This window comes from Streptomyces sp. (assembly GCF_036524955.1).
In the GTDB taxonomy this organism is placed as follows: Bacteria; Actinomycetota; Actinomycetes; order Streptomycetales; family Streptomycetaceae; genus Actinacidiphila.
Window position 1 is genome coordinate 1 of the sequence record NZ_DATDBG010000030.1, and the last position, 25,741, is coordinate 25,741.

The 25,741-nt window shown below is 71.7% G+C and carries 19 protein-coding genes and 1 pseudogene; 7 read left to right on the forward strand and 13 right to left on the reverse strand.

All coding sequences use genetic code 11. From position 1 onward, the window contains the following. The 3 genes from VIW71_RS02530 to VIW71_RS02540 all read right to left on the reverse strand — a co-directional run bounded on the left by VIW71_RS02530 (window position 1) and on the right by VIW71_RS02540 (window position 2,899). Window positions 1–579: a class I SAM-dependent methyltransferase gene (locus tag VIW71_RS02530; protein ID WP_331620207.1), complete on the reverse strand. Its 579-nt coding sequence runs from the start codon at window positions 577–579 to the stop codon at window positions 1–3. 69 nt (window positions 580–648) lie between these two features. Continuing rightward, a complete protein-coding gene (locus VIW71_RS02535; RefSeq protein ID WP_331620208.1) occupies window positions 649–1,743 on the reverse strand; it encodes a LacI family DNA-binding transcriptional regulator in 1,095 nt (364 codons plus the stop codon). Window positions 1,744–1,879: 136 nt separating this feature from the next. Beyond that, window positions 1,880–2,899, reverse strand: a complete 1,020-nt coding sequence (locus VIW71_RS02540) for a LacI family DNA-binding transcriptional regulator (RefSeq protein ID WP_331620209.1) — start codon at window positions 2,897–2,899, stop codon at window positions 1,880–1,882. Between the two features lie 367 nt (window positions 2,900–3,266). Between VIW71_RS02540 and VIW71_RS02545 the strand changes: the two genes are divergently transcribed. The 4 genes from VIW71_RS02545 to VIW71_RS02560 all read left to right on the forward strand — a co-directional run bounded on the left by VIW71_RS02545 (window position 3,267) and on the right by VIW71_RS02560 (window position 8,243). Beyond that, window positions 3,267–4,544 (forward strand): ABC transporter substrate-binding protein, encoded by a 1,278-nt coding sequence (locus tag VIW71_RS02545; protein WP_331620211.1) that lies wholly within the window; start codon window positions 3,267–3,269, stop codon window positions 4,542–4,544. Between the two features lie 16 nt (window positions 4,545–4,560). Further along, window positions 4,561–5,562 (forward strand): carbohydrate ABC transporter permease, encoded by a 1,002-nt coding sequence (locus VIW71_RS02550; protein ID WP_331620212.1) that lies wholly within the window; start codon window positions 4,561–4,563, stop codon window positions 5,560–5,562. 1 nt (window position 5,563) lies between these two features. Continuing rightward, window positions 5,564–6,454 (forward strand): carbohydrate ABC transporter permease, encoded by an 891-nt coding sequence (locus VIW71_RS02555; RefSeq protein WP_331620213.1) that lies wholly within the window; start codon window positions 5,564–5,566, stop codon window positions 6,452–6,454. 127 nt (window positions 6,455–6,581) lie between these two features. Continuing rightward, a complete protein-coding gene (locus VIW71_RS02560; protein ID WP_331620215.1) occupies window positions 6,582–8,243 on the forward strand; it encodes a glycoside hydrolase family 13 protein in 1,662 nt (553 codons plus the stop codon). Between the two features lie 139 nt (window positions 8,244–8,382). Here VIW71_RS02560 and VIW71_RS02565 read toward each other — a convergent pair whose 3' ends face one another. The 3 genes from VIW71_RS02565 to argS all read right to left on the reverse strand — a co-directional run bounded on the left by VIW71_RS02565 (window position 8,383) and on the right by argS (window position 12,487). Next, window positions 8,383–9,159: a DUF4253 domain-containing protein gene (locus VIW71_RS02565; RefSeq protein WP_331620216.1), complete on the reverse strand. Its 777-nt coding sequence runs from the start codon at window positions 9,157–9,159 to the stop codon at window positions 8,383–8,385. A 70-nt stretch (window positions 9,160–9,229) separates the two neighbouring features. Next, window positions 9,230–10,459 carry a PP2C family protein-serine/threonine phosphatase gene (locus VIW71_RS02570; RefSeq protein ID WP_331620218.1) on the reverse strand — a complete coding sequence of 410 codons (1,230 nt, stop codon included), beginning with the start codon at window positions 10,457–10,459 and terminating at the stop codon, window positions 9,230–9,232. 246 nt (window positions 10,460–10,705) lie between these two features. Next, window positions 10,706–12,487, reverse strand: coding sequence for an arginine--tRNA ligase (gene argS / locus VIW71_RS02575; RefSeq protein WP_331620226.1), 1,782 nt, complete (start codon window positions 12,485–12,487; stop codon window positions 10,706–10,708). Window positions 12,488–12,729: 242 nt separating this feature from the next. Here argS and lysS point away from each other — a divergent pair, with 242 nt between their 5' ends. Continuing rightward, complete coding sequence (gene lysS, locus VIW71_RS02580; RefSeq protein ID WP_331620219.1) at window positions 12,730–14,463, forward strand: lysine--tRNA ligase; 1,734 nt, start codon at window positions 12,730–12,732, stop codon at window positions 14,461–14,463. Window positions 14,464–14,607: 144 nt separating this feature from the next. Here lysS and VIW71_RS02585 read toward each other — a convergent pair whose 3' ends face one another. The 4 genes from VIW71_RS02585 to VIW71_RS02600 all read right to left on the reverse strand — a co-directional run bounded on the left by VIW71_RS02585 (window position 14,608) and on the right by VIW71_RS02600 (window position 19,022). After that, on the reverse strand, window positions 14,608–15,078 hold the full coding sequence (locus VIW71_RS02585) for an AhpC/TSA family protein (RefSeq protein ID WP_331620220.1): 471 nt from the start codon (window positions 15,076–15,078) through the stop codon (window positions 14,608–14,610). A gap of 531 nt (window positions 15,079–15,609) precedes the next feature. Further along, on the reverse strand, window positions 15,610–17,178 hold the full coding sequence (locus tag VIW71_RS02590) for a DUF2637 domain-containing protein (protein ID WP_331620221.1): 1,569 nt from the start codon (window positions 17,176–17,178) through the stop codon (window positions 15,610–15,612). 153 nt (window positions 17,179–17,331) lie between these two features. Beyond that, the gene (locus VIW71_RS02595) at window positions 17,332–18,033 is read right to left on the reverse strand and encodes a DUF3558 domain-containing protein (RefSeq protein WP_331620222.1); all 702 of its coding nucleotides are present in this window, start codon (window positions 18,031–18,033) and stop codon (window positions 17,332–17,334) included. A gap of 197 nt (window positions 18,034–18,230) precedes the next feature. After that, a complete protein-coding gene (locus tag VIW71_RS02600) occupies window positions 18,231–19,022 on the reverse strand; it encodes a hypothetical protein (protein WP_331620223.1) in 792 nt (263 codons plus the stop codon). Window positions 19,023–19,376: 354 nt separating this feature from the next. On the opposite strand from VIW71_RS02600, the pseudogene VIW71_RS02605 reads away from it, so the two are divergent. Next, window positions 19,377–20,569 (forward strand): annotated as a pseudogene (locus VIW71_RS02605) (RtcB family protein). A gap of 70 nt (window positions 20,570–20,639) precedes the next feature. Here VIW71_RS02605 and VIW71_RS02610 read toward each other — a convergent pair. Together VIW71_RS02610 and VIW71_RS02615 are read right to left on the reverse strand one after the other, a co-directional pair. Further along, window positions 20,640–21,329, reverse strand: coding sequence for a response regulator (locus tag VIW71_RS02610; RefSeq protein WP_331620224.1), 690 nt, complete (start codon window positions 21,327–21,329; stop codon window positions 20,640–20,642). After that, a complete protein-coding gene (locus tag VIW71_RS02615; protein ID WP_331620229.1) occupies window positions 21,326–22,927 on the reverse strand; it encodes a sensor histidine kinase in 1,602 nt (533 codons plus the stop codon). The genes VIW71_RS02610 and VIW71_RS02615 overlap by 4 nt, the downstream gene beginning before the upstream one ends. 359 nt (window positions 22,928–23,286) lie before the next feature. Here VIW71_RS02615 and VIW71_RS02620 point away from each other — a divergent pair, with 359 nt between their 5' ends. Further along, window positions 23,287–24,603 carry a cation:dicarboxylate symporter family transporter gene (locus tag VIW71_RS02620; protein ID WP_331620231.1) on the forward strand — a complete coding sequence of 439 codons (1,317 nt, stop codon included), beginning with the start codon at window positions 23,287–23,289 and terminating at the stop codon, window positions 24,601–24,603. A gap of 135 nt (window positions 24,604–24,738) precedes the next feature. On the opposite strand, the gene VIW71_RS02625 is transcribed toward VIW71_RS02620, so the two are convergent. Further along, window positions 24,739–25,653, reverse strand: coding sequence for an SDR family NAD(P)-dependent oxidoreductase (locus tag VIW71_RS02625; protein ID WP_331620225.1), 915 nt, complete (start codon window positions 25,651–25,653; stop codon window positions 24,739–24,741). Between the last annotated feature and the right edge of the window lie 88 nt (window positions 25,654–25,741).

The window sequence follows — 25,741 nt, forward strand, 5'->3', positions numbered from 1 at the left end:
TCACTCTCCTGCACATGTACGCAGCGTGAGTTGGCGCGCCCACTGTCCACTGCGGGCCGGGCGGGCCGGGCGCGGATGTCCGCGAGGCCGGCGGCCTGCGGGGGCGGGGGAAGGAGGCGGGCGGAGCCGCAGCGGTGACGCAGCCATCGCCGCTGCGAACCCTCGTCCGGCAACCGGATGTGTCCAGTCGGTCCGGCTCCGCTCCGGGTAGCAGCCGAGGATCACCAGTACGCCGCCGGGCGCGAGCGCCTCGCGCAGGGCGGCGACCGTGCCGAACGGCATGTGATGGATGCTCGCCAGACACGAGATGACGTCGTAACGCCCCTTGGGCAGGTCCGTTTCGGTGACGTCCGCGCACGTGAAACGCGGGACGGGGCCGCCGGTCCGCCCCTCGGAACGGGCGCGCGCCGCAGCGATCACCTCTTCCGACGGATCGACCGCGTCGACCTCCATGCCCAGTCCGGCGAGCCGCCACGCGAACCTGCCGGTCCCGCACCCGACATCGAGCGCCACGCCCCGGGTACGCGACACCTGACGCACCAGCAGGCGGTGGTAATGGTCGTTGTGATCGAACGGCATGGGCCCGACTCTGCCAGACCGGTTGCTTTGGAACCCCGGCATCGCGGGGAAGCCCGGCGGAGCCGCAGCTCACCCGTCCGGTGTCCCCCGCGCCGATATCGGGTGAGCGGTGAGGCCCCGGTCGGGGTTGTGGTCCGCCGGGGGCGGAGCCGTGGTGGTACGGGGGATGAGGCGGGTGGGGAGCACGATGTGCCGGGCGGGTTCGCCGGCCGTATCGGTGAGGAGGGACGAGACGAGTTCGGCGGCGGCGTGTCCGGTGCGCCAGGCCGACTGGGCGACGGTGGACAGGCCGAGGGCTTCCGCCAGCGGGTGGTCGTCGAAGCCGAGAACGGACATCCGGCCGGGTACGTCGACGCCGCAGGACCGCAGGATGCCCAGCACCTCGAAGGCGATCTGGTCGGACTCCGCGAAGACGGCGGTGGGCATCTGCGGCAGGCTCAGCAGGTGGCCGACCGCCTCGCGGACGGCGGCGCGACGGCGGTAGTCGGCCTGCACGACGAGCGCGTCGTCGTAGGGCAGTCCGGCCTCTTCCAGCGCCTGGCGGTAGCCAATCAGCCGGTCGTGTGCGCTCCAGACGAAGTCGGAGGCGCCGACCGACTGGATGTGGGCGATCCGCCGGTGCCCGAGGTTCAGCAGGTGCCGCATCCCCTGGCGGGCGCCGGCGGCGTCGTCGATGTAGACGCTGGCCCGGTCCGGGGCGTGCTGGCTGACGAACACCACCGGCATGCCCAGCTCGTCCAGTCGCTCGTGTTCCTCCGGGGTGAGGACGAAGGAGACCACCAGCAAGGCGTCGGCGTTGCGCCGCGCCGGGAGCCGGTCGAGGAACGCCGTGCGCTCCCGCATGTCGGTGATGATGTAGACCAGCAGGTCCAGGTCGGCCTCGCTCAGCACCTGCGCGAGGCCGGTCAGGGTGGTCCCGAGGAACCAGGGCGCGTTGTCGAAGCCGGGGGCGAGGACGGCGACCCGGCCGGTCTTGCCCGTGACCAGGCTGGAAGCGCTGCGGGACACGGCGAACGACAGTTCCCGGGCGGCGCGTTCCACCCGGCTGCGAGCGTGTGGGGATACCGAGGGCAGACCCCGCAGCGCGCGGGAAACGGTGGAGACGGAGACGCCGGCCCGGCGCGCCACATCCTCCATCGTGGCCTGACGCTCCTCATCCACCATGGCCGAAACGTAGCACGATCCGCCCATTCTGGACCCCGTGCGGGCCGCGTCTGTGCAATCGCTGCCACGACGTCGCGGCCGCCCCGCCCCGGTGGGGGCCCGCCGTGGGAACGGCCGCTCCGTCGCTGACGCCCGGTCAGCGTCTCGCGGGCGGCGGGGCGGTGGTCCCCCGCAGGATCAGCCGGGTGGGCAGCACGATGTGCTGCCGGGAGGGGCAGCGGCCCGGGTCGTCGACCATCGAGGAGGCGAGTTCGGCCGCGACCCGTCCGATCCGGTGGGCGGGCTGCGAGACGGTCGTGAGGTCCAGCGCGCCGGCCAACTCGTGGTCGTCGAAGCCGAGTACGGAGGTCCGGCCGGGTACGTCGAGGCCGTAGGACCGCAGGACGGCCACCGCCTCCATCGCCAACTGGTCGCACTCAGCGAAGACGGCCGTGGGCACGTCGGGCAGGGCCAGCAGCCCGCACAACGCCTCGCGGACCCCGCCGGCGCCGCTCACCAGGCTTTCCTCGTACGGCAGTCCGGCCTCGTCCAGCGCCTGCCGGTAGCCGGTCAACCGGTCACGGGCGTTGACGCCGAAGCCGGTGCCGTCGTCCCGCCCGAGGTAGGCGATGCGGCGGTGGCCGAGGTTCACCAGGTGCCGGGTGCCGCTGCGCGCGCCCTCGGCGTCGTCGGCGTAGACCCCGGCCCGCCCGGGAACCGGCCGCCCGGCGAAGACCACCGGCATGCCCAGCTCGTCCAGCCGCTCCCGCTCCCGCGCGGTGAGGGCGAGGGAGATCACCAGCAGCGCGTCGGCGTTGCGCCGGGCCGGGAGCCGGTCGAAGAACTCGGCGCGCTCGCGCGGGTCGATCACGCTGTAGACCAGCAGGTCGAGGTCGGAGGCGTGCAGCACTGCGGCCACGCCGGACAGGGCGGTGGCCAGGAACCAGGAGTGCAGGCCCGGGGTGAGGACGGCGACCCGGCGGGTCCGACCCGAGGCGAGGCTCGACGCGCTGCGCGAGACGGCGAACGACATTTCGCGGGCGGCGCGTTCCACCCGGTCGCGGGTGGGCGGGGCGACCGACGGCAGTCCGCGCAGCGTGCGCGACACGGTGGAGACGGAGACGCCGGCCCGGAGCGCCACGTCCGCCATGGTGGGCTGACGCTGCTCTTGCGACATGGCGGGAACCTAGCACGCCGGAATCCGGACGGGGAGACCCGCGAACAGGCCGTCCGGGGCTGGGCAGGTGGTGACACCGCTGTCAGGACCGGACGGCACGCGGAGTTACATGTAACAGGCACTCCGCAACAGGAAACCTTTTGATCATGTTGTAGAAATTTATTGCTCACCAAGGCATTGACGCGCCGGTCGTGGCGAACCTAACGTGCAAGCGCTGTCACACCAGTGCGAACCACCCGGACCACCCACGCGGTGGCCGGATCACCACTGTTCCCCCTGCTCACGCGCCGGGCTCCCCCCATAGCTCCCCACCGGTCGGCCGCTTTCCGCCCACCGCCGTGCCACAGCGACCCTAGGAGAATTTCCCGTGAAGATCCCTACCCACAGACTCCTGCCACTGGCGGGCGTCGGCGCCTTGGTCGTGTCCCTGGCGGCATGCGGCTCGTCCGACTCCGGGGGTGCGGCGAAGAAGAACGAGTCCGGCCGCGGACCGATCACGTACGTCCAGGGCAAGGACAACACCGGCGACGTCAAGAACATGATCGCGCAGTGGAACAGCCAGCACCCCGACGAGAAGGTGACGCTCAAGGAGCAGAGCGACCAGGCCGACCAGCAGCACGACGACCTGGTGCAGCACTTCAAGGCCAAGGACCCCGGCTACGACGTGGTCAGCGTCGACGTCGTGTGGACCGCGGAGTTCGCGGCGCAGGGCTGGCTCCAGCCGCTGACCGGCCCCTTCACCCTCGACACCGCGCCCCTGCTGAAGGCGGCGGTGGCCGCGGCGAGCTACAACGGCACGCTGTACGCCGCCCCCACCACCTCTGACGGCGGGATGCTGTACTACCGCAAGGACCTGGTGCCCAAGCCGCCCACGACGTGGCAGGAGCTGCTGGACGCCTGCAAGATCGCCCGGGAGCACCACATGGGCTGCTACGCGGGCCAGTTCGCCAAGTACGAGGGCCTGACCGTGAACGCCTCCGAGGCGATCAACGCCGCCGGCGGCCGGTTCGTCAAGGAGGACGGCAAGACCGCGGACGTGGACACGCCGGAGGCCGCCAAGGGCCTGTCCTTCCTCGCCGACGCCTACAAGAACGGCGACATCCCCAAGGAGGCCATCACCTTCCAGGAGGAGCAGGGCCGGCAGGCGTTCGAGTCCGGCAAGCTGCTCTTCCTGCGCAACTGGCCGTACGTCTACAACCTGGCCAACAGCGACGGCAGCTCGGTGGTCAAGGGCAAGTTCGCCGTCGCGCCCGAGCCCGGCCCCGACGGCGTCGGCGCGAGCACGCTCGGCGGACACAACATGGGCATGAGCGTCTACTCCAAGCACAAGGCGACCGCCCTGGACTTCATGAAGTTCATGGAGAGCGAGCCGATGCAGCGGCAGCTGCTGGTCAAGCAGTCCAACGCGCCGGTTCTGGAGAGCCTCTACGCCGACCCCGAGCTGCTGGCCGACCCGAAGCTGGGCTTCCTCAAGACCCTCGGCGAGAGCCTGAAGACGGCCAAGCCCCGCCCGGTCACCCCGTTCTACCCCGCTGTCACCGCGGCGATCGAGGAGAACGCGTACGCGGCGATCAAGGGCAGCATCCCGGTCGAGCAGGCCCTGAAGAACATGCAGGCGGCGATCAACGCCGCGACCGGCGGATGACGGAGAGACGAGACCGATGAGTACCCTGACCGAACCGCCGGTCGCGCGAGCGGCCCGCCCCGGCTCCCGGGCACCGCGCCGCTTCGGGCGCGGCACCGGCGAGGGGCGGCTGGCCCTGCTGCTGATCACCCCCACCCTGCTGCTGCTCGCCCTCGTCATCGGCTACCCCGTGGTGGCCGCGGTGGTCACCTCCTTCACCAGGGACCAGACGCTCCAGGACGGGTTCTTCACCTCGGGCGGCGGCTCGGCGGGGTTCAGCAACTACACCCACTGGCTGCTCCAGCGCTGCGGCGACACGAGCTGTCCCACCGGAACGCTGGGCAGCCAGTTCTGGGACGCGGTGAGCGTCACCGTCTTCTTCACGGTCGTCACGGTGACCCTGGAGGTCGGCCTCGGCATGCTGATGGCCCTGGTGATGCACCAGAAGTTCCGGGGCCGGGCGCTGCTGCGGGCCAGCGTGCTGGTGCCCTGGGCGATCCCGACCGCGGTGACCGCCAAGCTGTGGGCGTTCATGTTCGCCTACGACGGCATCGCCAACCGGGTGCTGGGCACCCACATCCTGTGGACCGACGGGCAGTGGTCGTCGCGCTTCGCGGTGGTCATCGGCGACGTGTGGAAGACCACCCCGTTCGTCGCCCTGCTGGTCCTGGCCGGGCTGCAGATCATCCCCGGCGAGCTGTACGAGGCCGCGAAGGTGGACGGCGCCGGCGCCTGGCGGCGGTTCCGGTCCATCACGATGCCGATGGTGCGTCCCGCGCTGCTGGTCGCGGTCCTCTTCCGGGTCCTGGACGTGCTGCGCATCTACGACCTGCCGGCGATCCTCACCCACGGCGCGGGCGGCACCGGCCACTCCACGAGCACCCTGTCCATCCTCGTCATCGACCAGATCCAGCAGGGCTACGGCAGTGCCTCGGCGCTGTCCACCATCACCTTCCTGATGATCTTCGCCGTGGCCTTCGCGCTGGTGAAGCTGTTCAGTCTCAATGTGGTCCGCTCCCAGCAATCGGCGGTGAAATGACATGGCTGCCACGTCACTCCCCACTCCCGTCGCGGTCCGCCCGGCATCGGCTCGCGGCAAGCGGGTCGCGGGCCGGCTCGGCCTGTACGCGGGCATCGCAGCCATCGTCGTCTGGTGCCTGGCGCCGTTCTACTGGATGGTGGTCACCGCGTTCCGCGACGTGGGCTTCACCTTCGACACCACGCCCTGGCCGTCCCACGTCACCCTGGACAACTTCCGCACCGCCTTCGACACCAGCCTGGGCAACCACTTCGCGCGGGCGCTGTGGAACAGCACGCTCATCGGCCTGGTGACCACCGTCATCGCCATGCTGGTCGGCGTCTTCGCCGCCTACGCGCTGGCCCGGCTGCGGTTCCGGGGCAAGTTCCTCGTCCTGGGCGGCATCCTGGGCGCGGCGATGTTCCCCGGCGTCGCCCTGGTCACCCCGCTGTTCCAACTGTTCACGGACATCAAGTGGCTGGGCAGCTACCAGGCACTGATCATCCCGAACATCTCGTTCGCGCTGCCGCTGACGGTGTGGATCCTCACCAGCTTCTTCGCCGAGATGCCCTGGGAGCTGGAGCAGGCTGCGATGATCGACGGGTGCACGCCCGCCCAGGCGTTCCGCAAGATCATCCTGCCGCTGGCCGCGCCCGGCCTGTTCACCACGGCGATCCTGGTGTTCATCTCCTCCTGGAACGAGTACCTGCTGTCCAGCCTGATGTCGAACGGCAAGGCCAGCGTGTCACCGGTGACCGTGGCCATCGCCAACTTCACCGGATCGCAGCCGCACCAGGAGCCGTACACCGCGATCATGGCGGCCGGCGCCGTCGTCACCGTCCCGCTCGTCATCCTCGTACTGCTCTTCCAGCGCCGCATCGTCTCCGGCCTCACCGCGGGCGCCGTCAAGTAGCCGGACGTCGTTTCCCCGCTCCGCCTCCCCTCCCCCTCCCCGTTCCTGCCTCCCCCTCCCCGTCCCGCCTCCCTGTCACGGACGAATCGGCAGGAACCCGCAGTAACCCCTAGGAAGAGGAAAGTCAGTGTCTCAGTCCTGGTGGCGCAGTGCCGTCATCTACCAGGTGTACGTACGGTCCTTCGCCGACGCCAACGGTGACGGCATCGGTGACCTGGCCGGCCTCCGCTCCCGTCTCGGCTACCTCGCGGACCTCGGCGTGGACGGCGTCTGGCTCAACCCCTGCTACCCCTCGCCGCAGAAGGACCACGGCTACGACGTCGCCGACTACACCGGCATCGAGCCCGATTACGGCGATCTGGCCGCCTTCGACGCGCTCGCCGCCGACGCGCACGAGCGCGGCATGAAGGTCCTGATGGACCTGGTGCCCAACCACTGCTCCAGCGACCACGCCTGGTTCCGGGCCGCGCTCGCCGCGGGCCCTGGTTCCGCGGAGCGGGCCCGCTTCCTCTTCCGTGAGGGCCGCGGCGCCGACGGCGAACTGCCGCCGAACAACTGGCAGTCCGCGTTCGGCGGACCGGCCTGGAGCCGGGTCACCGAGCCGGACGGGACCCCGGGCCAGTGGTACCTGCACCTGTTCGACGGGGGCCAGCCCGACTTCGACTGGCGCAACCCCGAGGTCGCGGAGATGTTCGACGGGGTGCTGCGGTTCTGGTTCGACCGGGGTGTGGACGGCTTCCGGATCGACGTCGCGCACGGTCTGTACAAGCACGCCGACCTGCTGGACTGGCCCGGCAGCGCCGACCAACGCAACCTGCACGCCTGGAACCAGCCTGAGGTGCACGAGGTCTACCGCCGCTGGCGGCGGATCGCCGCAGAGTACGGGCCCGAGCGGGACCTGACCTTCGTCGGCGAGGTCTGGGCACCGACCCCGGCGGACCTCGCTCTGTACCTGCGCCCCGACGAGCTGCCGCAGGCGTTCTACTTCGACCTGCTGGAAAAGCCGTGGGACGCGGACCTGTTCCGCACCTCGATCAGCCAGGCCTTCGCCGAGATCGGCTCCTCCGGCGCCGCCATCACCTGGACGCTGGCCAACCACGACGTACACCGCGCCGTGACCCGGTACGGCATCGTCCGCCCCGAGCTCTACCACGAGTCGGTCGGCGGGAACGTCAACCTGGTCCGCCCGCGCGGCGAGGTGGACACCGCGCTCGGCGAGAGCCGGGCCCGCGCCGCGCTCATGCTGCTGCTCGCGCTGCCCGGCTCGACCTACCTCTACCAGGGCGAGGAACTGGGCCTGCCCGAAGTCCTCGACCTGCCCGACGACGTCCGCCAGGACCCGACCTGGAACCGCTCCGATCGGCTCGACCCCGGCCGGGACGGCTGCCGCGTGCCGCTGCCCTGGACCACCCAGGCCCCGGGCTACGGATTCTCCGCGGAGCCCGCCACGGCGGCGCCGTGGCTTCCGCAGCCGGACTGGTTCGCCAAGTACGCCGTCTCCGAGCAGATCGAGAACGCCACCTCGACGCTCGCCCTGCACCGCGAGGCGCTGCGGCGGCGCCGTGAGCTCTTCGACGCCGCCGACGAGACGATCAGCTGGATCGAGGTCCCCGGCCGGGGCGACGACGTGGTCGCCTTCCAGCGCGGTGACGTCATCTGCGTGGTGGTCTTCGGGGACGAGCCGCTCACCGTCCCCGGCGAGTGGGGCGAGGTGCTGCTCGCCAGCCTCCCGCCGCAGGACGGGAAGCTCCAGGGCAACTCCGCGGCGTGGCTGCGCTCCTCCTCCTGACCGCCGGCGTCCGCGCCGGGTGGGACGCCGGCGGTACGGCACGTGCCCGACGAGCCGGCGGTGTGCGGACGCGGGGTGCGCGCGGGAGTGCGTGCCCCCCGTGGCTCGGAGGGGTCCGCGGTTACGGGGGGCTACGGGGTCAGTCCCACCGGAAGTGCCAGGCGGGGGCGTTGAGGAGGACGTGCCGGGCGTAGTCGGCGAAGGTGGTGTGGTGGCCCTGGTCGAGGTTGTCGGGGCAGAAGGCGTAGTGCTCGGCGGCGACGGCCTCGGCGGCTTCGAGGGTGCGGGGCGGGGCGGCGACCGAGAGGGCGAGGGTGTCGTAGCCGAGGGCGAGGACGCGTACGCCGAAGCGGTCCTCCCATGAGCGGAGGACCGAGCAGAGGCGGGCGACGTCGTTCTGGTGGTTGAGGGGGCCGCACCAGCCGATCGCGGCGGGGATGTCGGCGCTGCGGCGGGCGTGGACGAGGGCGGCCCGCGGGGATGTGAGGGTGCCGTCCTTGATCAGGGCGGCGGCGACCTCGGCGGCGCGGATGTCCGGGTCGGTCTCGGGGCTCCCCGCCGCCGCGATACCGGGCCAGTCGCCGTCGTGGTACTCCTCCCAGATGTCGGCGAGTACGTCCTCGGGGTCGTGGTCGCCCGGGTACGACATCTCGTCCGGCGCCAACTCCCAGTGGTCCAGGCCCGCGTAGTCCCGGCCCGCGTCGATCAGTACGGGGTGCAGGCCCGCCGCCCGCGCCGGGAGCAGGGACGTCCACGCGTCCGGTTCCGCCGGACCGTCGGCGTACCAGAGCAGCGGTTCGTGCCACGGGCCGTCCGCCGTCGCGTCGATCAGCTTTCCCGGCGGCAGGCCGAGGCCGAGCGCGGAGCCGGCCGGGTCGGCGGCCAGGCGGGGGAGGGGATTCGGGAGCATCGCCATGCCATGCGACTCTAGGGCCTGGCCCCGTGAGGCCGCTGCCCCACCCCCGACCGCCCGCTTCCGTATCCCCTCACAGCCGGATGATGACCAGAGCCGTGTCGTCCGTCGCGCCGGTCGCCGGGATCAGTTCCGCGAGCAGGGTGTCGGCCAGCGCCTCGGGGTCGCTGGAGGCGTGGCGGGTGAGGGAGGACGCGAGGCGGGAGACGCCGGCGTCGATGTCCTCGCCGCGGCGCTCGACCAGGCCGTCGGTGTAGAGGACGAGGGTGCCACCGGGGGTGAAGGGCACGGCGGCCTGGGGGCGGGCGACGTGTTCCGGGCGGGCGCCGAGCGGGGGGTCGGTGGCCTCGTCGAGAAAGCGTACGGTGCCGTCGGGACGGACCAGGGCGGCCGGCAGGTGGCCCGCGCTGCTGTACGTGATCGTGTGCTCGGGCCAGTCGATGAACGCGATCACCGCCGTGGTCGTCTCCGCGCCGTCGACCGATCTGGCGTACAGACCGAGTACGTCCAGCGCCTCGGCCGGGTCGCCGGTCGCCCGGGAGGCGGCGCTCAGGGCACTGCGGAGCTGGCCCATGACGCAGGCGGCGCCCAGGCCGTGGCCGACCACATCGCCCACGGCCACCGCCATCCGGTCGCCGGGCAGGTCCGCAAGGTCGTACCAGTCACCGCAGACGTTCAGCGCGCCCACCGCGGGCTGGTAGCGGACGGCCGCGCGATGCCCGACCGGGCTGGGCGCGGGCATCAGGGCGGCCTGGAGGGCGAGGCCGACCTCGCGCTCCCGGGCGTGCGCGCGCCGCAGGCGTTCGTTGACCTGCTGGAGTTCGCGGGCGCGCATGAACAGTTCGCCCTCCAATTCGGGGAGCGCGCCGCCCTTGGCGCCGGGCTGGGCGCGGGCCCGAATGAAGGCGGTGACCTCCTCCACGCGGTGGGAGATCAGGCCGACCTTGCCGTCCGGGGTGAGGATGGGGGTGTTGATCGTGCTCCAGTACCGCTCCTCGTACAGGCCCGGCCGGTCCGGCCGCTCGACGTCGTAGCGCTGGAGGCCCATCGTGTCCCGCTCGCCGGTGGCCAGCACGCGGCGCAGGGACTCGCCGAGCATGCGCGTACCGGTGGCGCGCGGGTCGCCGGGGTTGTCGGGGAAGACGTCGAACACGTAGCGGCCGATCAGCTCCTCGCGCCGGCGGCCGGACAGGCGCAGGTACGCCTCATTGATGTCGGCGTACACGAAGTGGGGAGTGAGCAGCGCGGTTGCGGTGGGCAGGCTCTCGTAGACCTCCCGGTAGTCGATCTCCGGTTCCGTCACGTGCTGGCCTCTCCGCGAGGGCGCCACGACCGTAAGGGTGCGCCCGCACACCCTGCGCGTGCACACCCTGGGGCGGGAGTGGTGGCTTCGCCGCACGGCTCGCCCGCGCCGCGGGAGTAGGTCACACGGCCGCTCTGATCGCTACCCGGCATCGTGGTGGCTATTCCTCCACGAGGCGGGGTGGCTGAGGCCCGGCCGCCCGGACGGATGCCCCGGCTCGGTACCGCGTGCCTCAGCGGCCGTATCTCAGAGCCGCTCCGGCGTGCGGATACCCAGCAGGTCCAGGCCCTGGTGGAGCGTCCGCGCGGTCAGGTCGCACAGGAAGAGGCGGTTCTCGACCTGCGCCGCGCCGCCGTCGGCGGTGAGGACCGGGCACTGCTCGTAGAAGGTGGTGAACAGGGAGGCGAGCTGGAAGAGGTACGAGGCCAGGCGGTGCGGCTCGTACGCCGTGGCGATCTCGGCGAGGGTGTCGGCGAACGCGTCCAGGTGCAGGCCGAGCGCCCGCTCGGCCGGGGCGAGGGCCAGCTCAGGGTGGGGAGCCGGCTTCTGGTCGGTGGTGGCCTTGCGGAAGATCGACCGCGTACGGGCGTACGCGTACTGGATGTAGACGCTGGTGTCGCCGTTGAGCGAGACCATCCGGTCCAGGTCGAAGACGTAGTCCCGGCCCAGTGAGGTGGACAGGTCGGCGTACTTGACCGCGCCGATACCGACCTGGACGCCGTTGGCGGTGATCTCGTCGTCGGTCAGGCCGATCTTCTCGCCTTTCTCCCGGACCACGGTGGTGGCCCGCTCGACCGCCTCGTCCAGCAGGTCCTCCAGCTTCACCGACTCGCCCGCGCGGGTCTTGAACGGCTTGCCGTCCTTGCCCAGCAGGGTGCCGAAGGGGATGTGCCTGACCGTGACCTCGTCGGTGAGCCAGCCGGCCCGCCGGGCGGTCTCGAAGACCATCTTGAAGTGGAGCGCCTGGCGGACGTCCACCACGTACAGCAGGGTGTCGGCGTGCAGGTCGCCGGTGCGGTTGCGGACCGCGGACAGGTCGGTGGCGGCGTAACCGAAACCTCCGTCGGCCTTGCGGACGATCAGCGGTACCGGCTCGCCGTCCTTGCCCTTGACGTCGTCGAAGAAGACGCACAGGGCGCCGTTGGACCGGACGGCCACACCTGACTTCTCCAGCAGGTCGCAGGTCTCGGCCAGCATGTCGTTGTATCCGGACTCGCCGACGATGTCCTCGTCCGCGATCCGGATGTCCAGCTTGTCGTAGACGGAGTAGAAGTAGATCTTCGACTCGTCCACGATCTGCTGCCACAGGGCGAGGGTCTGCGGATCCCCGGCCTGGAGATCGACCACCCGGCGCCGGGCCCGGTCCTTGAACCCCTCGTCGGAGTCGAAGAGCGCCCGGGAGGACTTGTAGAGGTGGTCGAGGCGGGACATCGACGCCTCGCCCGAGTCCCCGTCCCGATCGTCTCGCGCGTGGTCCAGTTCGTGCGGGTGCTCGATCAGGTACTGGACGAGCATGCCGAAGTTGGTGCCCCAGTCGCCGATGTGGTGCCGCCGGATCACCCGCTCGCCGTCGAACTCCAGGATCTTGGCGAGGGCGTCACCGATCACGGAGGACCGCAGGTGGCCGACGTGCATCTCCTTCGCCACGTTCGGCTGGGCGTAGTCGATGACGGTGATGCCGGGGTTCGCCGCGGTCGGGACGCCGAGGCGGGGGTCGTCGGCGCGGGCGGCGAGGTTGGCGGTGATGGCCGTGTCCGCGACGGTGATGTTGAGGAAGCCGGGGCCCGACACCTCGACCTCCGCGATCAGGGCGTCGTCGGCGGGCAGGGCCTCGACGACGGAGGCGGCCAGCTCCCGCGGGTTCGCCTTGACCCGCTTGGCCAGGCCCAGCACCCCGTTGGCCTGGAAGTCCGCCCGGTCGCTGCGTCGCAGCAGCGGGTCGGCACCTTCGACCGACGGCACGGCGGCCGTCAGAGCGGTGGAGACGCGCTGCTGGAGCGAGGCGGAAAGGGAAGTGACCGAGGCCATGGAGGAGGTGCCGTTCCGTGTGTCGGGAAAGGTGGACTTCGCCGGGACTTCGCCGGCGAGGTTCCAGTGTCCCATGGGCCTCGCGATCGCTGCGCCGGGTTATCCACAGGGGTGGGTTACCCGGACGGGTTGTCCACAGGGTGGGGCGGGCGCGGGTGGCAGGTCTGGGAGAATGAGGGTGTGCCGGGGCCTTCCCGGCCCACCCGTCACAAGCCCCCAGCACTCCCAGGAAGAAGAGGACCGTGGCTCAGAGCACCGAGGCCGACTGGGTCTCCCGTTTCGCGGACGACGTGATCGCCGAGTCGGAGCGCCGCGCACCCGGGAAACCTGTCGTCGTCGCGTCCGGGCTCAGCCCCTCCGGGCCCATCCACCTGGGCAATCTGCGCGAGGTGATGACCCCGCACCTGGTCGCCGACGAGATCAGGCGGCGCGGGTACGAGGCCCGGCACCTGCTCTCCTGGGACGACTACGACCGGTACCGCAAGGTGCCGGCCGGCGTACCGGGCGTGGACGCCTCCTGGGCCGAGCACATCGGCAAGCCGCTCACCGCGGTGCCGGCGCCGGCCGGCTCCGCGTACCCGAACTGGGCCGAGCACTTCAAGGCGCAGATGACCGACGCGCTCGCCGAGCTGGGCGTGGAGTACGACGGCATCAGCCAGACCGAGCAGTACACCGCGGGTGCCTACCGCGAGCAGATCCTGCACGCCATGCGCCACCGGGCGGACATCGACGCGATCCTCGCCCAGTACCGGACGAAGAAGGCGCCCCCCGCCGCCAAGGGGAAGCCGGCGCAGAAGCCGGTGGACGACGCAGAACTGGAGGCGGCGGAGGGATCGGGCGCCGCGGGCGAGGACGACGGCAGCGGCAGCGGCGCGGGCTACTTCCCGTACAAGCCGTACTGCGCGGTGTGCGGCCGGGACCTCACCACGGTCACGGCGTACGACGACGAGACCACCGAGCTCACCTACACCTGCGCCTGCGGGCACTCCGAGACCGTCCGGCTGAACGAGTTCAACCGCGGCAAGCTGGTCTGGAAGGTGGACTGGCCGATGCGGTGGGCGTACGAGGGCGTGGTCTTCGAGCCGTCCGGCGTCGATCACTCCTCGCCCGGGTCGTCCTTCCAGGTCGGCGGACAGATCGTCGGGCCGATCTTCGGCGGGAAGCAGCCGATCGGACCGATGTACGCGTTCGTGGGGATCTCCGGGATGGCGAAGATGTCCTCCTCCCGGGGCGGGGTGCCCACCCCCGGCGACGCGCTGAGGATCATGGAGCCGCAGCTCCTGCGCTGGCTGTACGCCCGGCGGCGCCCCAACCAGTCCTTCAAGATCGCCTTCGACCAGGAGATCCAGCGGCTGTACGACGAGTGGGACGCGCTGACCCGCAAGGTCGCCGACGGCTCCGCGCTGCCGGCGGACGTGGCGGCGTACGGGCGGGCGGTACGCACCTCGCGCGGCGAACTGCCGCGCACGGCTCGGCCGCTGCCGTACCGCACGCTGGCCTCGGTCGCCGACATCACGGCGGGCGCCGCCGACCAGACCCTGCGGATTCTGTCCGAACTGGACCCGGAGCACCCGCTGTACTCGCTGGACGAGGTGCGGCCCCGCCTGGACCGCGCCGAGAACTGGATCTCCACGCAGGTCCCGGTGGAGCAGCGCACGGTGGTGCGGGCCGAGCCGGACGCCGGGCGGCTCGCCGCGCTGGGCGACAGCGAGCGGGCCGGTCTGAAGCTCCTCCTCGAAGGGCTCGGCACGCACTGGTCACTGGACGGGCTGACGACGCTGGTCTACGCGGTGCCGAAGGTGCTCGCCGGCCTGGAACCGGACGCGAGGCCGACGCCCGAGCTGAAGGTGGCCCAGCGGTCGTTCTTCGCGTTGCTGTACGAGCTGCTGGTGGGGCGGGACACGGGCCCGCGGCTCCCGACGCTGCTGCTCGCCGTGGGCCAGGAGCGGGTGCGGGCACTTCTGGGAAACCCGTAGTCCCCCTGAGCGGAGGTGCCCGCAGGACGGGCTGAGTGCTGGTTGCCCCTCAGCCCGTCCGAGTGCCCTTGGGCGCCGGGCGGCTCCGGTCGGTCGCCCGGCTGCCCCTTGCCTCAGCTGCCCCTGCCCGGTTGCCCGGCGGGCTCAGCCGTCGCTGGACGGGGCGGTCTGCTCGGCCATGGGGGCCGGGTCCGCCGTGGGAGCCGGCTCGGGCCTGGGAGCGCGGGCCAGTTCCAGGAGCTCGTCCACCGACCACTGGTCGTAGGCGTGTTCGCCGTACTTGAGGGCGAGGATCATGCCGTCGGGGGCGATGAGGAAGTCGCCGGGGAGACCGAGGCTGCCCCCGTTGGGGGCCACCGGGGCGAGATGGTTGCGGCGGCGGATGGCGCCCCACATGGAGGAGGAGACGGCGCGGATCGTGGGGCCCCAGACGCCCGGGTGCAGCGCCGCGGCCATGGAGGACTCGATGCCGAACTCGCGGTAGAGCTTTTTGTGGGGGTCGCCGACGACGGGAAGCGGTAGATCCGGCGCGTACCTGAGCAGCTCTTTGTCTGTGGAGTGGAAGACGACGACCTCACGGATGCCGGCCGCCTGGATCTCGTCGAGGCGATTCACGGTCGAGCGGAGATGGAGATTACAGATCGGACAGCCGGCGAACCGCCGTAGCTGAAGGTGCACCACGTGGTCGGGGTCGGGTACCGGGAGGCTTTCCCCGGTCATCGTGGTCAGCTCGCGGGGAGACAGTACGTCGCCTACTGCGAAATTCGGCTGGGATTTTCGCACCTGCTTGCTCCTGTCTGGTCGGATCTGATGAGATCTGAATGGGGATGGCCGGGTTGACTCGCGCAAAAGGCTCCGGCCCGTTCACAGAGAGAACAGCTCGCGGTTTCCGCGTACTCCCGGCGCAGACGCCGAGTGGCGGAGTGCGTCAGTGGACTCCCGCGCTTCGGTCTCCGCCGGCCGGGGACGCGGCGAAGAACACCCTGGCCGCCGGACGGGCGGACGGGCCGGACGTCTGCCTCGCCGGGCGCGGGTGGGGCCAGCACCGAAGTCCCGGCAGGGCGCGACGGACCAGGAGGCCGCCGAGGCGGTCAGCCGACCGTGGCAGGCGGCAGGCCCCCCGGCTCTCCCGGCCGGGGGAGCCCGTCAGGGGATCTGTTCCGTGTCGGTTTCGGACACGAAGCGGTAGCGCATGTCGCGGATGGCGGTGACCAGGTCCCGCTCTTCGGGAGCCGTGCCACCGTACAAAGTGGGCAGGAAACGGGCGAACTGGCGGGCGTTCGGGAAGTCCCCGTGCTCGCGGACGTACTGGCGGTACGCCGCGTAGTACGCCTCCTCGACCGGGATGCCGTCGGGGAGGTCGAGCCCGGAGGCGGGTTCGGGGGCGGGGTCGGGTAGGAGCTCCGACTCCGGCTCCTCCGCGACCGGTTCGGGACGGAACGGTGGCTGAGGCAGCTCCTCGGTGTGCGGTCCCGGGCCGGGGTTCGTGCGGACGCTGAGGCCGTTCACAGCGCCGTTGGCCGCGCTCGCGACGTTCATGCCGTTCATGCCGTTGACACCGTTCGCCTGCGCGAAGCCGTTCACCGCGTTCAGGCCGTTGACGCCGACGGTGCCCAGCGGGCGGCTGCGGCCCGGGGCACCGGAGGGGACCATCTGGACGGGCTGCCCGGGGGAGTGCGGCTGCGTTTGCGCATGCTGCCGCTGCTGCTCTTCGTAGTACTCCTTCTGGAGCTGCTGCTGCGCGGCGAACCAGGGGCTGTCGTGCGGAGCCCCCTGGAACACCGCGAAGTGCGTCTGCTGCTCGTGCATCTGCCGCTCGTACGCCAGCTGTTGGTCGTACGTGTGCTCGTGGGACTGCTCCTGCGGGCCGGCTCCCGGTGCCGGTACGGTCCCGGACGCCGAAGCGGGCGCGGGCGCGGGCGCCGGCGCGGACACGGGCTCGGCGACGGTCTCGGCGACGGTCTCGGTCTCGGGCGAGGGCGCCGCGGTGGCCGCAGCCGGGCTCAACTGCCGCATCGGTGAGGCGATTTCGATGCCCGCCGCTTCCAGCCCGGCGTCCCCGGTCTCGGCGAGCGGTACCCCGTAGCGGGCCAGCCGCAGCGGCATGATCGCCTCGACCGGGGCCTTGCGGCGCCACGCGATGCCGTAACGGGCGCGCAGCCGGGCACGGTAGACCAGGCGGTCCTGCTCGCGGCGGATGACCTCCTCGTACGACCGCAGCTCCCACAGCTTCATGCGGCGCCACAGGCGGAAGGTGGGGAGGGGAGCGAGCAGCCAGCGGGTGATGCGGACCGACTCCATGTGCTTGTCGGCGGTGATGTCGGCGATCCGGCCGATCGCGTGCCGGGCCGCTTCGACGGAGACCACGAAGAGCACCGGGATGATCCCGTGCATGCCGACGCCGAGCGGGTCGGGCCAGGCGGCGGCGCCGTTGAAGGCTATGGTCGCGGCGGTCAGCAGCCACGCTGTCTGCCGCAGCAGCGGGAAGGGGATGCGCATCCAGGTCAGCAGCAGGTCCAGCGCCAGCAGCACCACGATCCCGGCGTCCACGCCGATCGGGAAGACGTTGGCGAACCAGCCGAAGCCCTTGTCGACGGCGAGCGCGCGCACCGCCGCGTACGAACCCGCGAAGCCGATCCCGGCGATCACCACCGCCCCGGCGACGACGATGCCGATCAGTATCCGGTGAGTCCGGGTCAAACGTATCGCGGCCACCCGCGACCCCTCCTGCCCTCGGCTCGTGCTGCCGCTGATGCCGCATGCGCACCTCGGCAACTGGCCGACCCAGACTGCCACACAGGTGTGAGGACACGGTTAACTGTTCGTCGGACAAATGTGCGGATAGCTGGGCGAGCGGGGCGCCAGTTGTTACGCGTTCGCCGCCGCGACCGCCGCCACCGCGTCCTTCGCAGCCCGCTGCGCGCCGCTGTGTACGGTCCTCGCGCTCGGGTTCTTCTTGCCCGCGAGGCCGGCGCCGTTGAACTCCACTATCAGCACGACATTGCCGGTGCGGGCCACCACCGTGTCGTTCTGCGAGGTGACTTTCGCGACGGTGGCCTTCCCGCTCACCGAGCTGGCCTGGTCGCCGAGGCCGGTCAGGGCGGTCGTCGTGGTGCCCGGCAGCCTGCCCAGGTCCGCGACCTGGTCGGCGAACCGCTTCTTCGCCTGTTCCTCGGCCGAACCCAGCTCGGGGGAGTTGCTGAAGCGCTGCATGGTGACGGCGAGCCAGCGGTACTGGTAGCCGTCCTTGCCGTTCCCGGTCCACGAGCAGCCGCCGCGCGACTGGACGTCGGAGGACTTCGCCTCGGTGCCACCGGGGTCCTTCGCCTTGGGGACGAGGGCGGTGACGGTGCCCTGGGTGACCGTCTTGCAGGACGCGGGGAGGGTGGCGAACCTGGCGGGGGCCAGGGCGGGGGTGGTGGGCGCGGCCTTCGCGGAGGCGGTGGCTTGCGAACCCTTGTCGTCGGAGCCGGAGCCGGACGAGCATCCGGCGATCAGCATCGCGGGCACGGCCGTGCAGGCGAGCAGTGTGGCCAGGCGCGGTGCGGTGCGGTGTCGTCGTTGTTGCATGGGTCCGGTGGGTCCTTCGTGTCTGGGTACGGCTCGGTCCGGTCGCGGTCCGGTCGAGGCGGTCGGTCCGGCGAGGCGGCCGGTCCGGTCGGCCGGGCGGCCTTCTCGGCCATCCACCCTACGGGGTCCCGCCGGCACCCCCGACCCAGTGCCGTGTCAGCCGGCGTTCGCCCGGGCACGCCCTGACCCACGCGGCACTAGCGTTCGATCGTGCGCTCCAGTTGGGCGGCCACGTCCCGGGCGCCCTGCTGCAACCCGGCGCTGAGCGGTTGCGTGCCGCCGCGCGGGGCCGACTGCGAATACAGCACGGTCACCAGGACGTTCGCGGTGCGGAAGACCACGGTCACGTCGCGGCGGGGACCAGCCGGCAGGGGCCGGAGCACGTCGTTGATGAATGCGGCGTTCCCCACATCGGTCAGGCGGCGCGGGGCGAGGTCGGTGGTACCGCTCGGACCCTTGGAGGCGCTGAGGCCGCCGGCACCGCTGTGCGTGGCCGTCGGCGCGACCGGCGTCGTCGGCGAGGCCGGTGCGGTGCCGGTCACCGGGGTGAGCGATATCGAGGCCGCCGCGGCCTGCTGGTCGAAGTCCGTCTCCGCCTGCACCTCGTCGCTGACGGCGGGGTCGTACGACACCACGCGCACGAAGTCGATCCGCAGCGCCCGGGCCGTGCCGTCACTGGCCAGGCCCCGCCACCCGCATCCCACCCGGCGGTCGGTGTCGTACGTCAGCGACTCCGTACCCGCGTAGTCCGCCGAGCCCGGGACCAGCCGCTTCAACGACTCCGGGTCCACGGCGGCGCACGGCTGCGGCAGCGTCCGGTACTTCCCGGGCGGCGCGGGCGAGACCGCACTCCCCGCGACCGGCACCGGCTTCCCGTCCGACGGGGAGCCCGACGGCGAGCCGCCCGCGCTGCACCCGCCGAGGGCGGTGACGGCCAGGGCCACGACCGCCGCGCCGGCGACGGCCGGCAGTCCTGTCGTAGACCGCACGGGCGGGCCCCTTCCTCATCGCCTGCATCGTCTGCATCAGCATCGCTCGCGTGGACCGGTCGCATCGTTCACACCGGTCGCGTCGCCCACGCCCGCGCCGCTCACCGACTGCCCGCCGATCGTCCGCCGCCCAGCACCTGCCGGCGGCCGGCACGGCGGTAAACCCTTGGCGCACGCGGGCGAGCCGTGGACACAATGTCTACCGCACGCTTCACCCATAGCGCCCGTCGGGGGCGGTTCATCGGGTGACGCATTCACTTTCCGGCGTTCGTGGTGTTTCGTGGGAATGACCCCGTGGCGCCGCGCAGACGACCGTCCTGACGCCGTACCGCTCACCGTTCCTGGGGGACTGCCATGTCGTACACCGAGGTACCCGGAGTCCGGGTACCCATCCGGATGTGGGCCGACCCGGCCACCGTCGAGGGCGTCGCGATGCAGCAGCTCCGCAACGTCTCCTCGCTGCCGTGGATCAAGGGTCTGGCCGTCATGCCCGATGTCCACTACGGCAAGGGGGCCACTGTCGGCTCGGTCATCGCCATGCACGGCGCGGTCTGCCCGGCCGCGGTCGGTGTCGACATCGGCTGCGGCATGAGCGCGGTCAAGACCTCGCTGCGCGCCGCGGACCTCCCGGGCGACCTCTCCCGCCTGCGTTCCAGGATCGAAAAGGCCATCCCGGTGGGCCGCGGACTCCACGACACCCCCCTCGACCCGACCGGCTTCCACGCCTTCCCCACCGCCGGCTGGGGCGACCTCTGGGCCCGTTTCGACGCCCTCGCGGACGCGGTGCACTTCCGGCGGGAGCGGGCGGCCAAGCAGATGGGGACGCTGGGTTCCGGCAACCACTACATCGAGCTGCTGCTCGACGAGAGCGACCAGGTGTGGCTGACCCTGCACTCCGGCTCCCGCAACATCGGCAAGGAACTCGCCGAGCACCACATCGGCGAGGCCCAGAAGCTCCCGCACAACCAGGGCCTGGTCGACCGCGACCTCGCCGTCTTCGTCGCCGACACCCCCAGATGGCCGCCTACCGGCGTGACCTCTTCTGGGCCCAGGAGTACGCGAAGTGGAACCGTGCCCTGATGATGTCCCTCTTCAAGGACGTCATCCGCCGCGAGTTCAAGAAGGCGCGGCCCACCTTCGAGCCCGAGATCAGCTGTCATCACAACTACGTCGCGGAGGAGCGCTACGACGACATGGACCTGCTGGTCACCCGCAAGGGCGCGATCCGCGCGGGCAGCGGTGACTACGGGATCATCCCGGGCTCCATGGGCACCGCCTCGTACATCGTCCGCGGCCTCGGCAACACCGCCGCCTTCAACTCCGCCTCCCACGGCGCGGGCCGCAAGATGAGCCGCAACGCGGCGAAGAAGCGGTTCTCGACCCGCGACCTGGAGGAGCAGACCCGTGGTGTGGAGTGCCGCAAGGACTCCGGGGTCGTGGACGAGATCCCGGGCGCGTACAAGTCGATCGAAAGGGTGATGGAGCAGCAGCGCGACCTGGTGGAGGTCGTGGCGAAGCTCAAGCAGGTGGTGTGCGTGAAGGGGTGAGGCGGCGCTCCCCCCGGTCCGTGTCCTGGTCCGTGTCCCGGCCTGTGTCCTGGTCCGCGTGCCGGTCGCACTACTGGGGCTTGGGCAGATCCCGCCAGCGGTAGGCGAGTTCGGGGCGGCCGACCTGGCCGTACTGGGGGGTGCGGGCGGCGCGGCCGATGTCCACCAGGTGTTCCAGGTAACGGCGGGCGGTGATGCGGGAGACGCCGGCCGCCTGGGCCGCCGCGTTCGCGGAGATGCCATCGGCGGAGGCCTGGCGCAGGGCCGTGGTGACCGCTTCCAGGGTGGGGGCGCTCAGGCCCTTCGGGAGGGCGGTCGGTCGCGGCGCGCGGAGGGCGGCCAGGGCGCGGTCCACCTCGTCCTGGCCGGAGGCCTCGCCGTGGGACAGCTCGGTGCGGCACTGGGCCCAGCGTTCGAGGCGGTCACGCAGGGAGGGGAAGGTGAAGGGTTTCAGCAGGTACTGGACGACGCCGACCGATACCGCCTGCCGTACGACTCCGAGGTCGCGGGCCGACGTCACGGCCACCACGTCCGCCGTGTGGCCGGCGGCCCGCATGGTCCGTACGAGCTGCAGTCCATGGCCGTCCGGGAGGTGGAGATCGAGCAGGACCAGGTCGACCGGTTGCCTGTCGAGCAGCCGGAGGGCGGCGCCGCCGGTGTGGACGACGGCGGCGACCTCGAAGCCGGGCAGTCGCTCCACGTACATCCGGTGCGCCTCGGCCGCGACCGGATCGTCCTCGACCACCAGCACCCTGATCACGTCCGTGCCTCCTGACTCAGGGGCAGTCGTACGGTGAACCGCGCGCCGCCGCCCGGGGCCCGGTCAAGGCCGACCGTGCCGCCCGCCCGCCGCGCGGCCTGCTCCACCAGGGCGAGGCCGAGTCCGTGTCCGGACCCGGGGCCGTGTCCGCCCTGCCGGTCGCCCTGGCTCTTCGTGGTCCACCCTCGCCGGAAGATCGCCTGAATCGTGGCCGGGTCGACCCCGGGCCCGGTGTCGGTGACCTGGAGCAGCAGCTCGTCGTCGGCGATCCGCGCGACGACGGTGACGGCCGGGTGGCCGCCGCTGCCGGAGGCCGGATCCTCGACCGCCGCGTCGATCGCGTTGTCGATCAGGTTGCCCAGCATGGTGACCAGGTCCCGGGCGGGGAGCGCCGCGGGCAGGACCCCGTCGTCTATCCGGCTGTCCTCGGAGACGGTGAGCTCCACGCCGCGTTCATGGGCTTCGGCCGCCTTCCCCAGCAGCAGCGCCGCGAGCACCGGCTCGGCGACCGCCGCCACCACCTGGTCGGTGAGCGCCTGGGCGAGTTCCAGCTCGGACGTGGCGAAGGCCACCGCCTCCTCGGCGCGGCCCAGTTCGATGAGCGAGACGACGGTGTGCAGCCGGTTGGACGCCTCGTGCGCCTGCGAGCGCAGCGCCTCCGCGAAACCGCGCACCGAGTCCAGCTCGCCGGTCAGCGCCTGGAGGTCGGTGTGGTCGCGCAGGGTGACCACGGTGCCGGAGCGCTCACCGCCCCGTACCGGCGAGGTGTTGACGACCACGACCCGCTCGGCGGTGAGATGCAGCTCGTCCATCCGGGACTCGGTGGCCAGCAGCGCGCCGGTCAGCGAGACGGGCAGGCCCAGCTCGTGCACGTACCGGCCGACGACCTGCTCGCCGTCGCCGAGACTCAGCAGGTCACGGGCGGCGTCGTTGCACAGGGCGACCCGGCGGCCGGCGTCCAGCAGGACCAGGCCCTCGCGCAGCGCGTGCAGGGTGGCCTGGTGGTAGTCGTACATCCGGCTCAGTTCGGTCGCGGCCATCCCGTGCGTGTGCCGGCGCAGTCGCCGGTTGGCGATGTATGTTCCCAGGCCCCCGACGGCCAGGGCGGCGAGCGCCACGCCGAGCAGGGCGGCAAGCTCGCCGCGCAGCTGATGGCTGATCGTGTCGACCGTGATGCCGACGCTGACCAGCGCGACGATCGTCCGCCCGTCCTGTACCGGAGCCACCGCGCGGACCGACGCGCCGAGCGTGCCGGTGTACGTCTCGGTGAAGGTCTCGCCCCGCAGCGCCGGGCCGATGTGGCCGAGGAAGTGCTGACCGATCAGGCTCTCGTCGGGGTGAGTCCAGCGGATGCCGTGGGTGTCCATGATCGTGACGAAGTCGACGCCCGCGTCCGCGCGGAGCCGCTGTGCGTACGGTTGCAGGGCCGCGCTGGGATCGGCTGACCGCGCGGCCCGTACGACGGAGTCGGAGTCGGCGACCGCTGTGGCGGCCGTGACCACCTGGTGGCGGGCGGCGTCCTCGGCCCGGTCGCGGGCGTCGACGTACGCGAGCAGCGCGCCGCCGGCGACGACGACGGCGACGACCACCACCTGCATCGCGAAGAGCTGACCGGCCAGGCTGCGGGGGCGCGGGCGTGACGGGGAGCCCGGCCGCCGACGGTACCGGAGCGGGGTACGGCGGGGTTCTGCGACGCGGAGCATGCCAGCAGTGTGCTCCGTGCGAACTCAATGAACGCAAACGTGACCTGCCTCACGCTCCGAGCGCATAGTCACCGGGACCTGTCCGACCGCGGGCCTTGGACGACGCCCGTGGATGGAGATCAAGGGAGACAAAGGTGTCATCCGAGGCCCCGAACGGCTTCACGAGCCGCGAAGACCGTGACCGCGCAGACCGCAACGGCCGCACGGACCGTGCCGGCCGCAACGGCCGCGGGGAGCGTACCCACTACCTCTACATCGCCGTGATCCTGGCGGCGCTGGCCGGCGCCGCACTCGGCCTCACCGCGCCCGGCGCCGCCGTCGAACTCAAGCCGCTCGGCACCGGCTTCGTGAACCTCATCAAGATGATGATCTCGCCGATCATCTTCTGCACGCTCGTGCTCGGTATCGGATCGGTCCGCAAGGCCGCCAAGGTCGGCAGGGTCGGCGGGCTCGCGCTCGGCTACTTCGTGGTGATGTCGTTCTTCGCGCTCGCCGTCGGCCTGTTGGTCGGCAACATCCTGCACCCCGGTGGCGGGCTGCATGTGACCGACGCCCTGAAGGACGCGGGCCACGCCCAGGCGGCGGACGCACCGACCGAAGGCGTCGACTTCGTGCTCGGCATCATCCCGGCGACCCTGGTCTCGGCCTTCACCGAGGGCAAGGTGCTGCAGACCCTGCTGGTGGCGCTGCTCGTCGGCTTCGCGCTGCAGGCGATGGGGCCGGTCGGAGAGCCGGTGCTGCGCGGGGTCGGGCACCTCCAGAAGCTGGTCTTCCGGGTGCTGTCCATGATCATGTGGGCGGCGCCGGTGGGCGCCTTCGGGGCCATCGCGGCGGTGGTCGGCTCTGCGGGGGTCGACGCGCTGAAGGCACTGGCCACGATCATGCTCGGCTTCTATCTCACCTGTCTGATCTTCGTGGTCGTCATCCTCGGCCTGGTCCTGCGGGTGTTCGCCGGGATGAACCTCCTGCACCTGCTGAGGTACCTGGCGCGCGAGTTCCTGCTGATCGTCTCGACGTCGTCGTCGGAGTCGGCGTTGCCGCGGCTGATCGCCAAGATGGAACACCTGGGGGTCGGCCGCCCGGTCGTCGGCATCACGGTGCCGACCGGATACTCGTTCAACCTCGACGGCACGATGATCTATCTGACCATGGCGTCGCTGTTCATCGCCGACGTGATGGAGCAGCCGCTGGCGCTCGGCCAGCAGGTCTCGCTGCTGCTGTTCATGATGGTCGCCTCCAAGGGCGCGGCCGGCGTGTCCGGCTCCGGCATGGCCGTTCTGGCCAGTGGACTGCAGTCGCACCGTCCGGACCTGGTCGACGGCGTCGGTCTCATCGTCGGCATCGACCGCTTCATGAGCGAGGCCCGCGCGGTCACCAACTTCGCCGGCAACGCGGTCGCGACGGTGCTCATCGGCACGTGGACCGGGGAGTTCGACCGCGGCCGGGCACAGCGGGTGTTCGCCGGGGAGTTGCCGTTCGACGAGTCGACGCCGGTCGACGACGACGCGGCGGTGGCACCCGCACAGCCGGCCGCGGGCGGCGGCCCGGCCAAGGAGCCGGCCGTGGTCTGACCGCGGACGGCTCCCCGAAGACGGTCCCGCCGGGTGTTCCCCCCTCCCGGCGGGACCTCGCCGTCGTGCCGGGATCCGGGTGGTACCCGCGGACAGGCGGGACGAGCGCACTCCGGGAGGGCCGGGGCCGCTTCGCTACGCCTCGCGGTGCACCTTGTAGTTGGAGGCCTGCGCGCGGGGGCGCAGCACCAGGAGGTCCACGTTGACGTGGGAGGGGCGGGTGACGGCCCAGGCGACGGTGTCGGCCACGTCGTCGGCGGTGAGGGGTTCGGCGACGCCCGCGTAGACGGCGGCGGCGCGGTCGGCGTCGCCCCGGAAGCGGGCGAGGGAGAACTCCTCGGTCTTGACCATGCCGGGGGCGATCTCGACGACGCGGACGGGCCGGCCGTTGAGTTCGAGGCGGAGGGTCTCGGCGATGACGTGGGCGCCGTGCTTCGCGGCCACGTAGCCACCGCCCCCCTCGTACGTCGCCAGGCCCGCCGTCGAGGAGACGACGACGACGGTGCCGTCGCCGGACGCGGTCAGGGCGGGGAGCAGGGTCTGGGTGACGTGGAGTATGCCGAGGACGTTGACCTCGTACATCGTGCGCCAGTCGGCCGGGTCGGCGGTGGCCACGGGGTCGGTGCCGAGGGCGCCGCCGGCGTTGTTGACCAGCACGTGGAGCGGAGGGCAGCCGTCGAGGGAGGCGGCGAAGGCGTCCACGGCGGGGCGGTCGGTGACGTCGAGGGCGTGGACGGAGACGCTGCGTCCCTCGGCGGTGAGTTCCCTGGCGAGCGCGTCCAGGCGGTCGGCGCGGCGGGCGGTGAGCACGACGTGGAAGCCGGCCTCGGCCAGTCTGCGGGCGGTCGCCGCCCCGATGCCGCTGCTCGCGCCGGTGACCACGGCGGTACGGCCGCCCGGGCTCGTACGGTGGCCGGTACGCGGATCCGCCGCGGCGGCCGTCACCGGGTCGGTCGCGGGGGCCGTAGCGCGGCTCGCGTCCGTTCCCTCCTCCGATCCCGCGGCCGGACTCGTACCCGGGCTCGTACGCCCGCTTGTACCCGTGCTCATGCCGTGCCGCCTTTCCCGCCGCTCAGTCCTACCCTCGCAGCATATGCGGCCGGTTTCGGCGCCCCCGTTGCCCCCCCCCGCGCCCCGG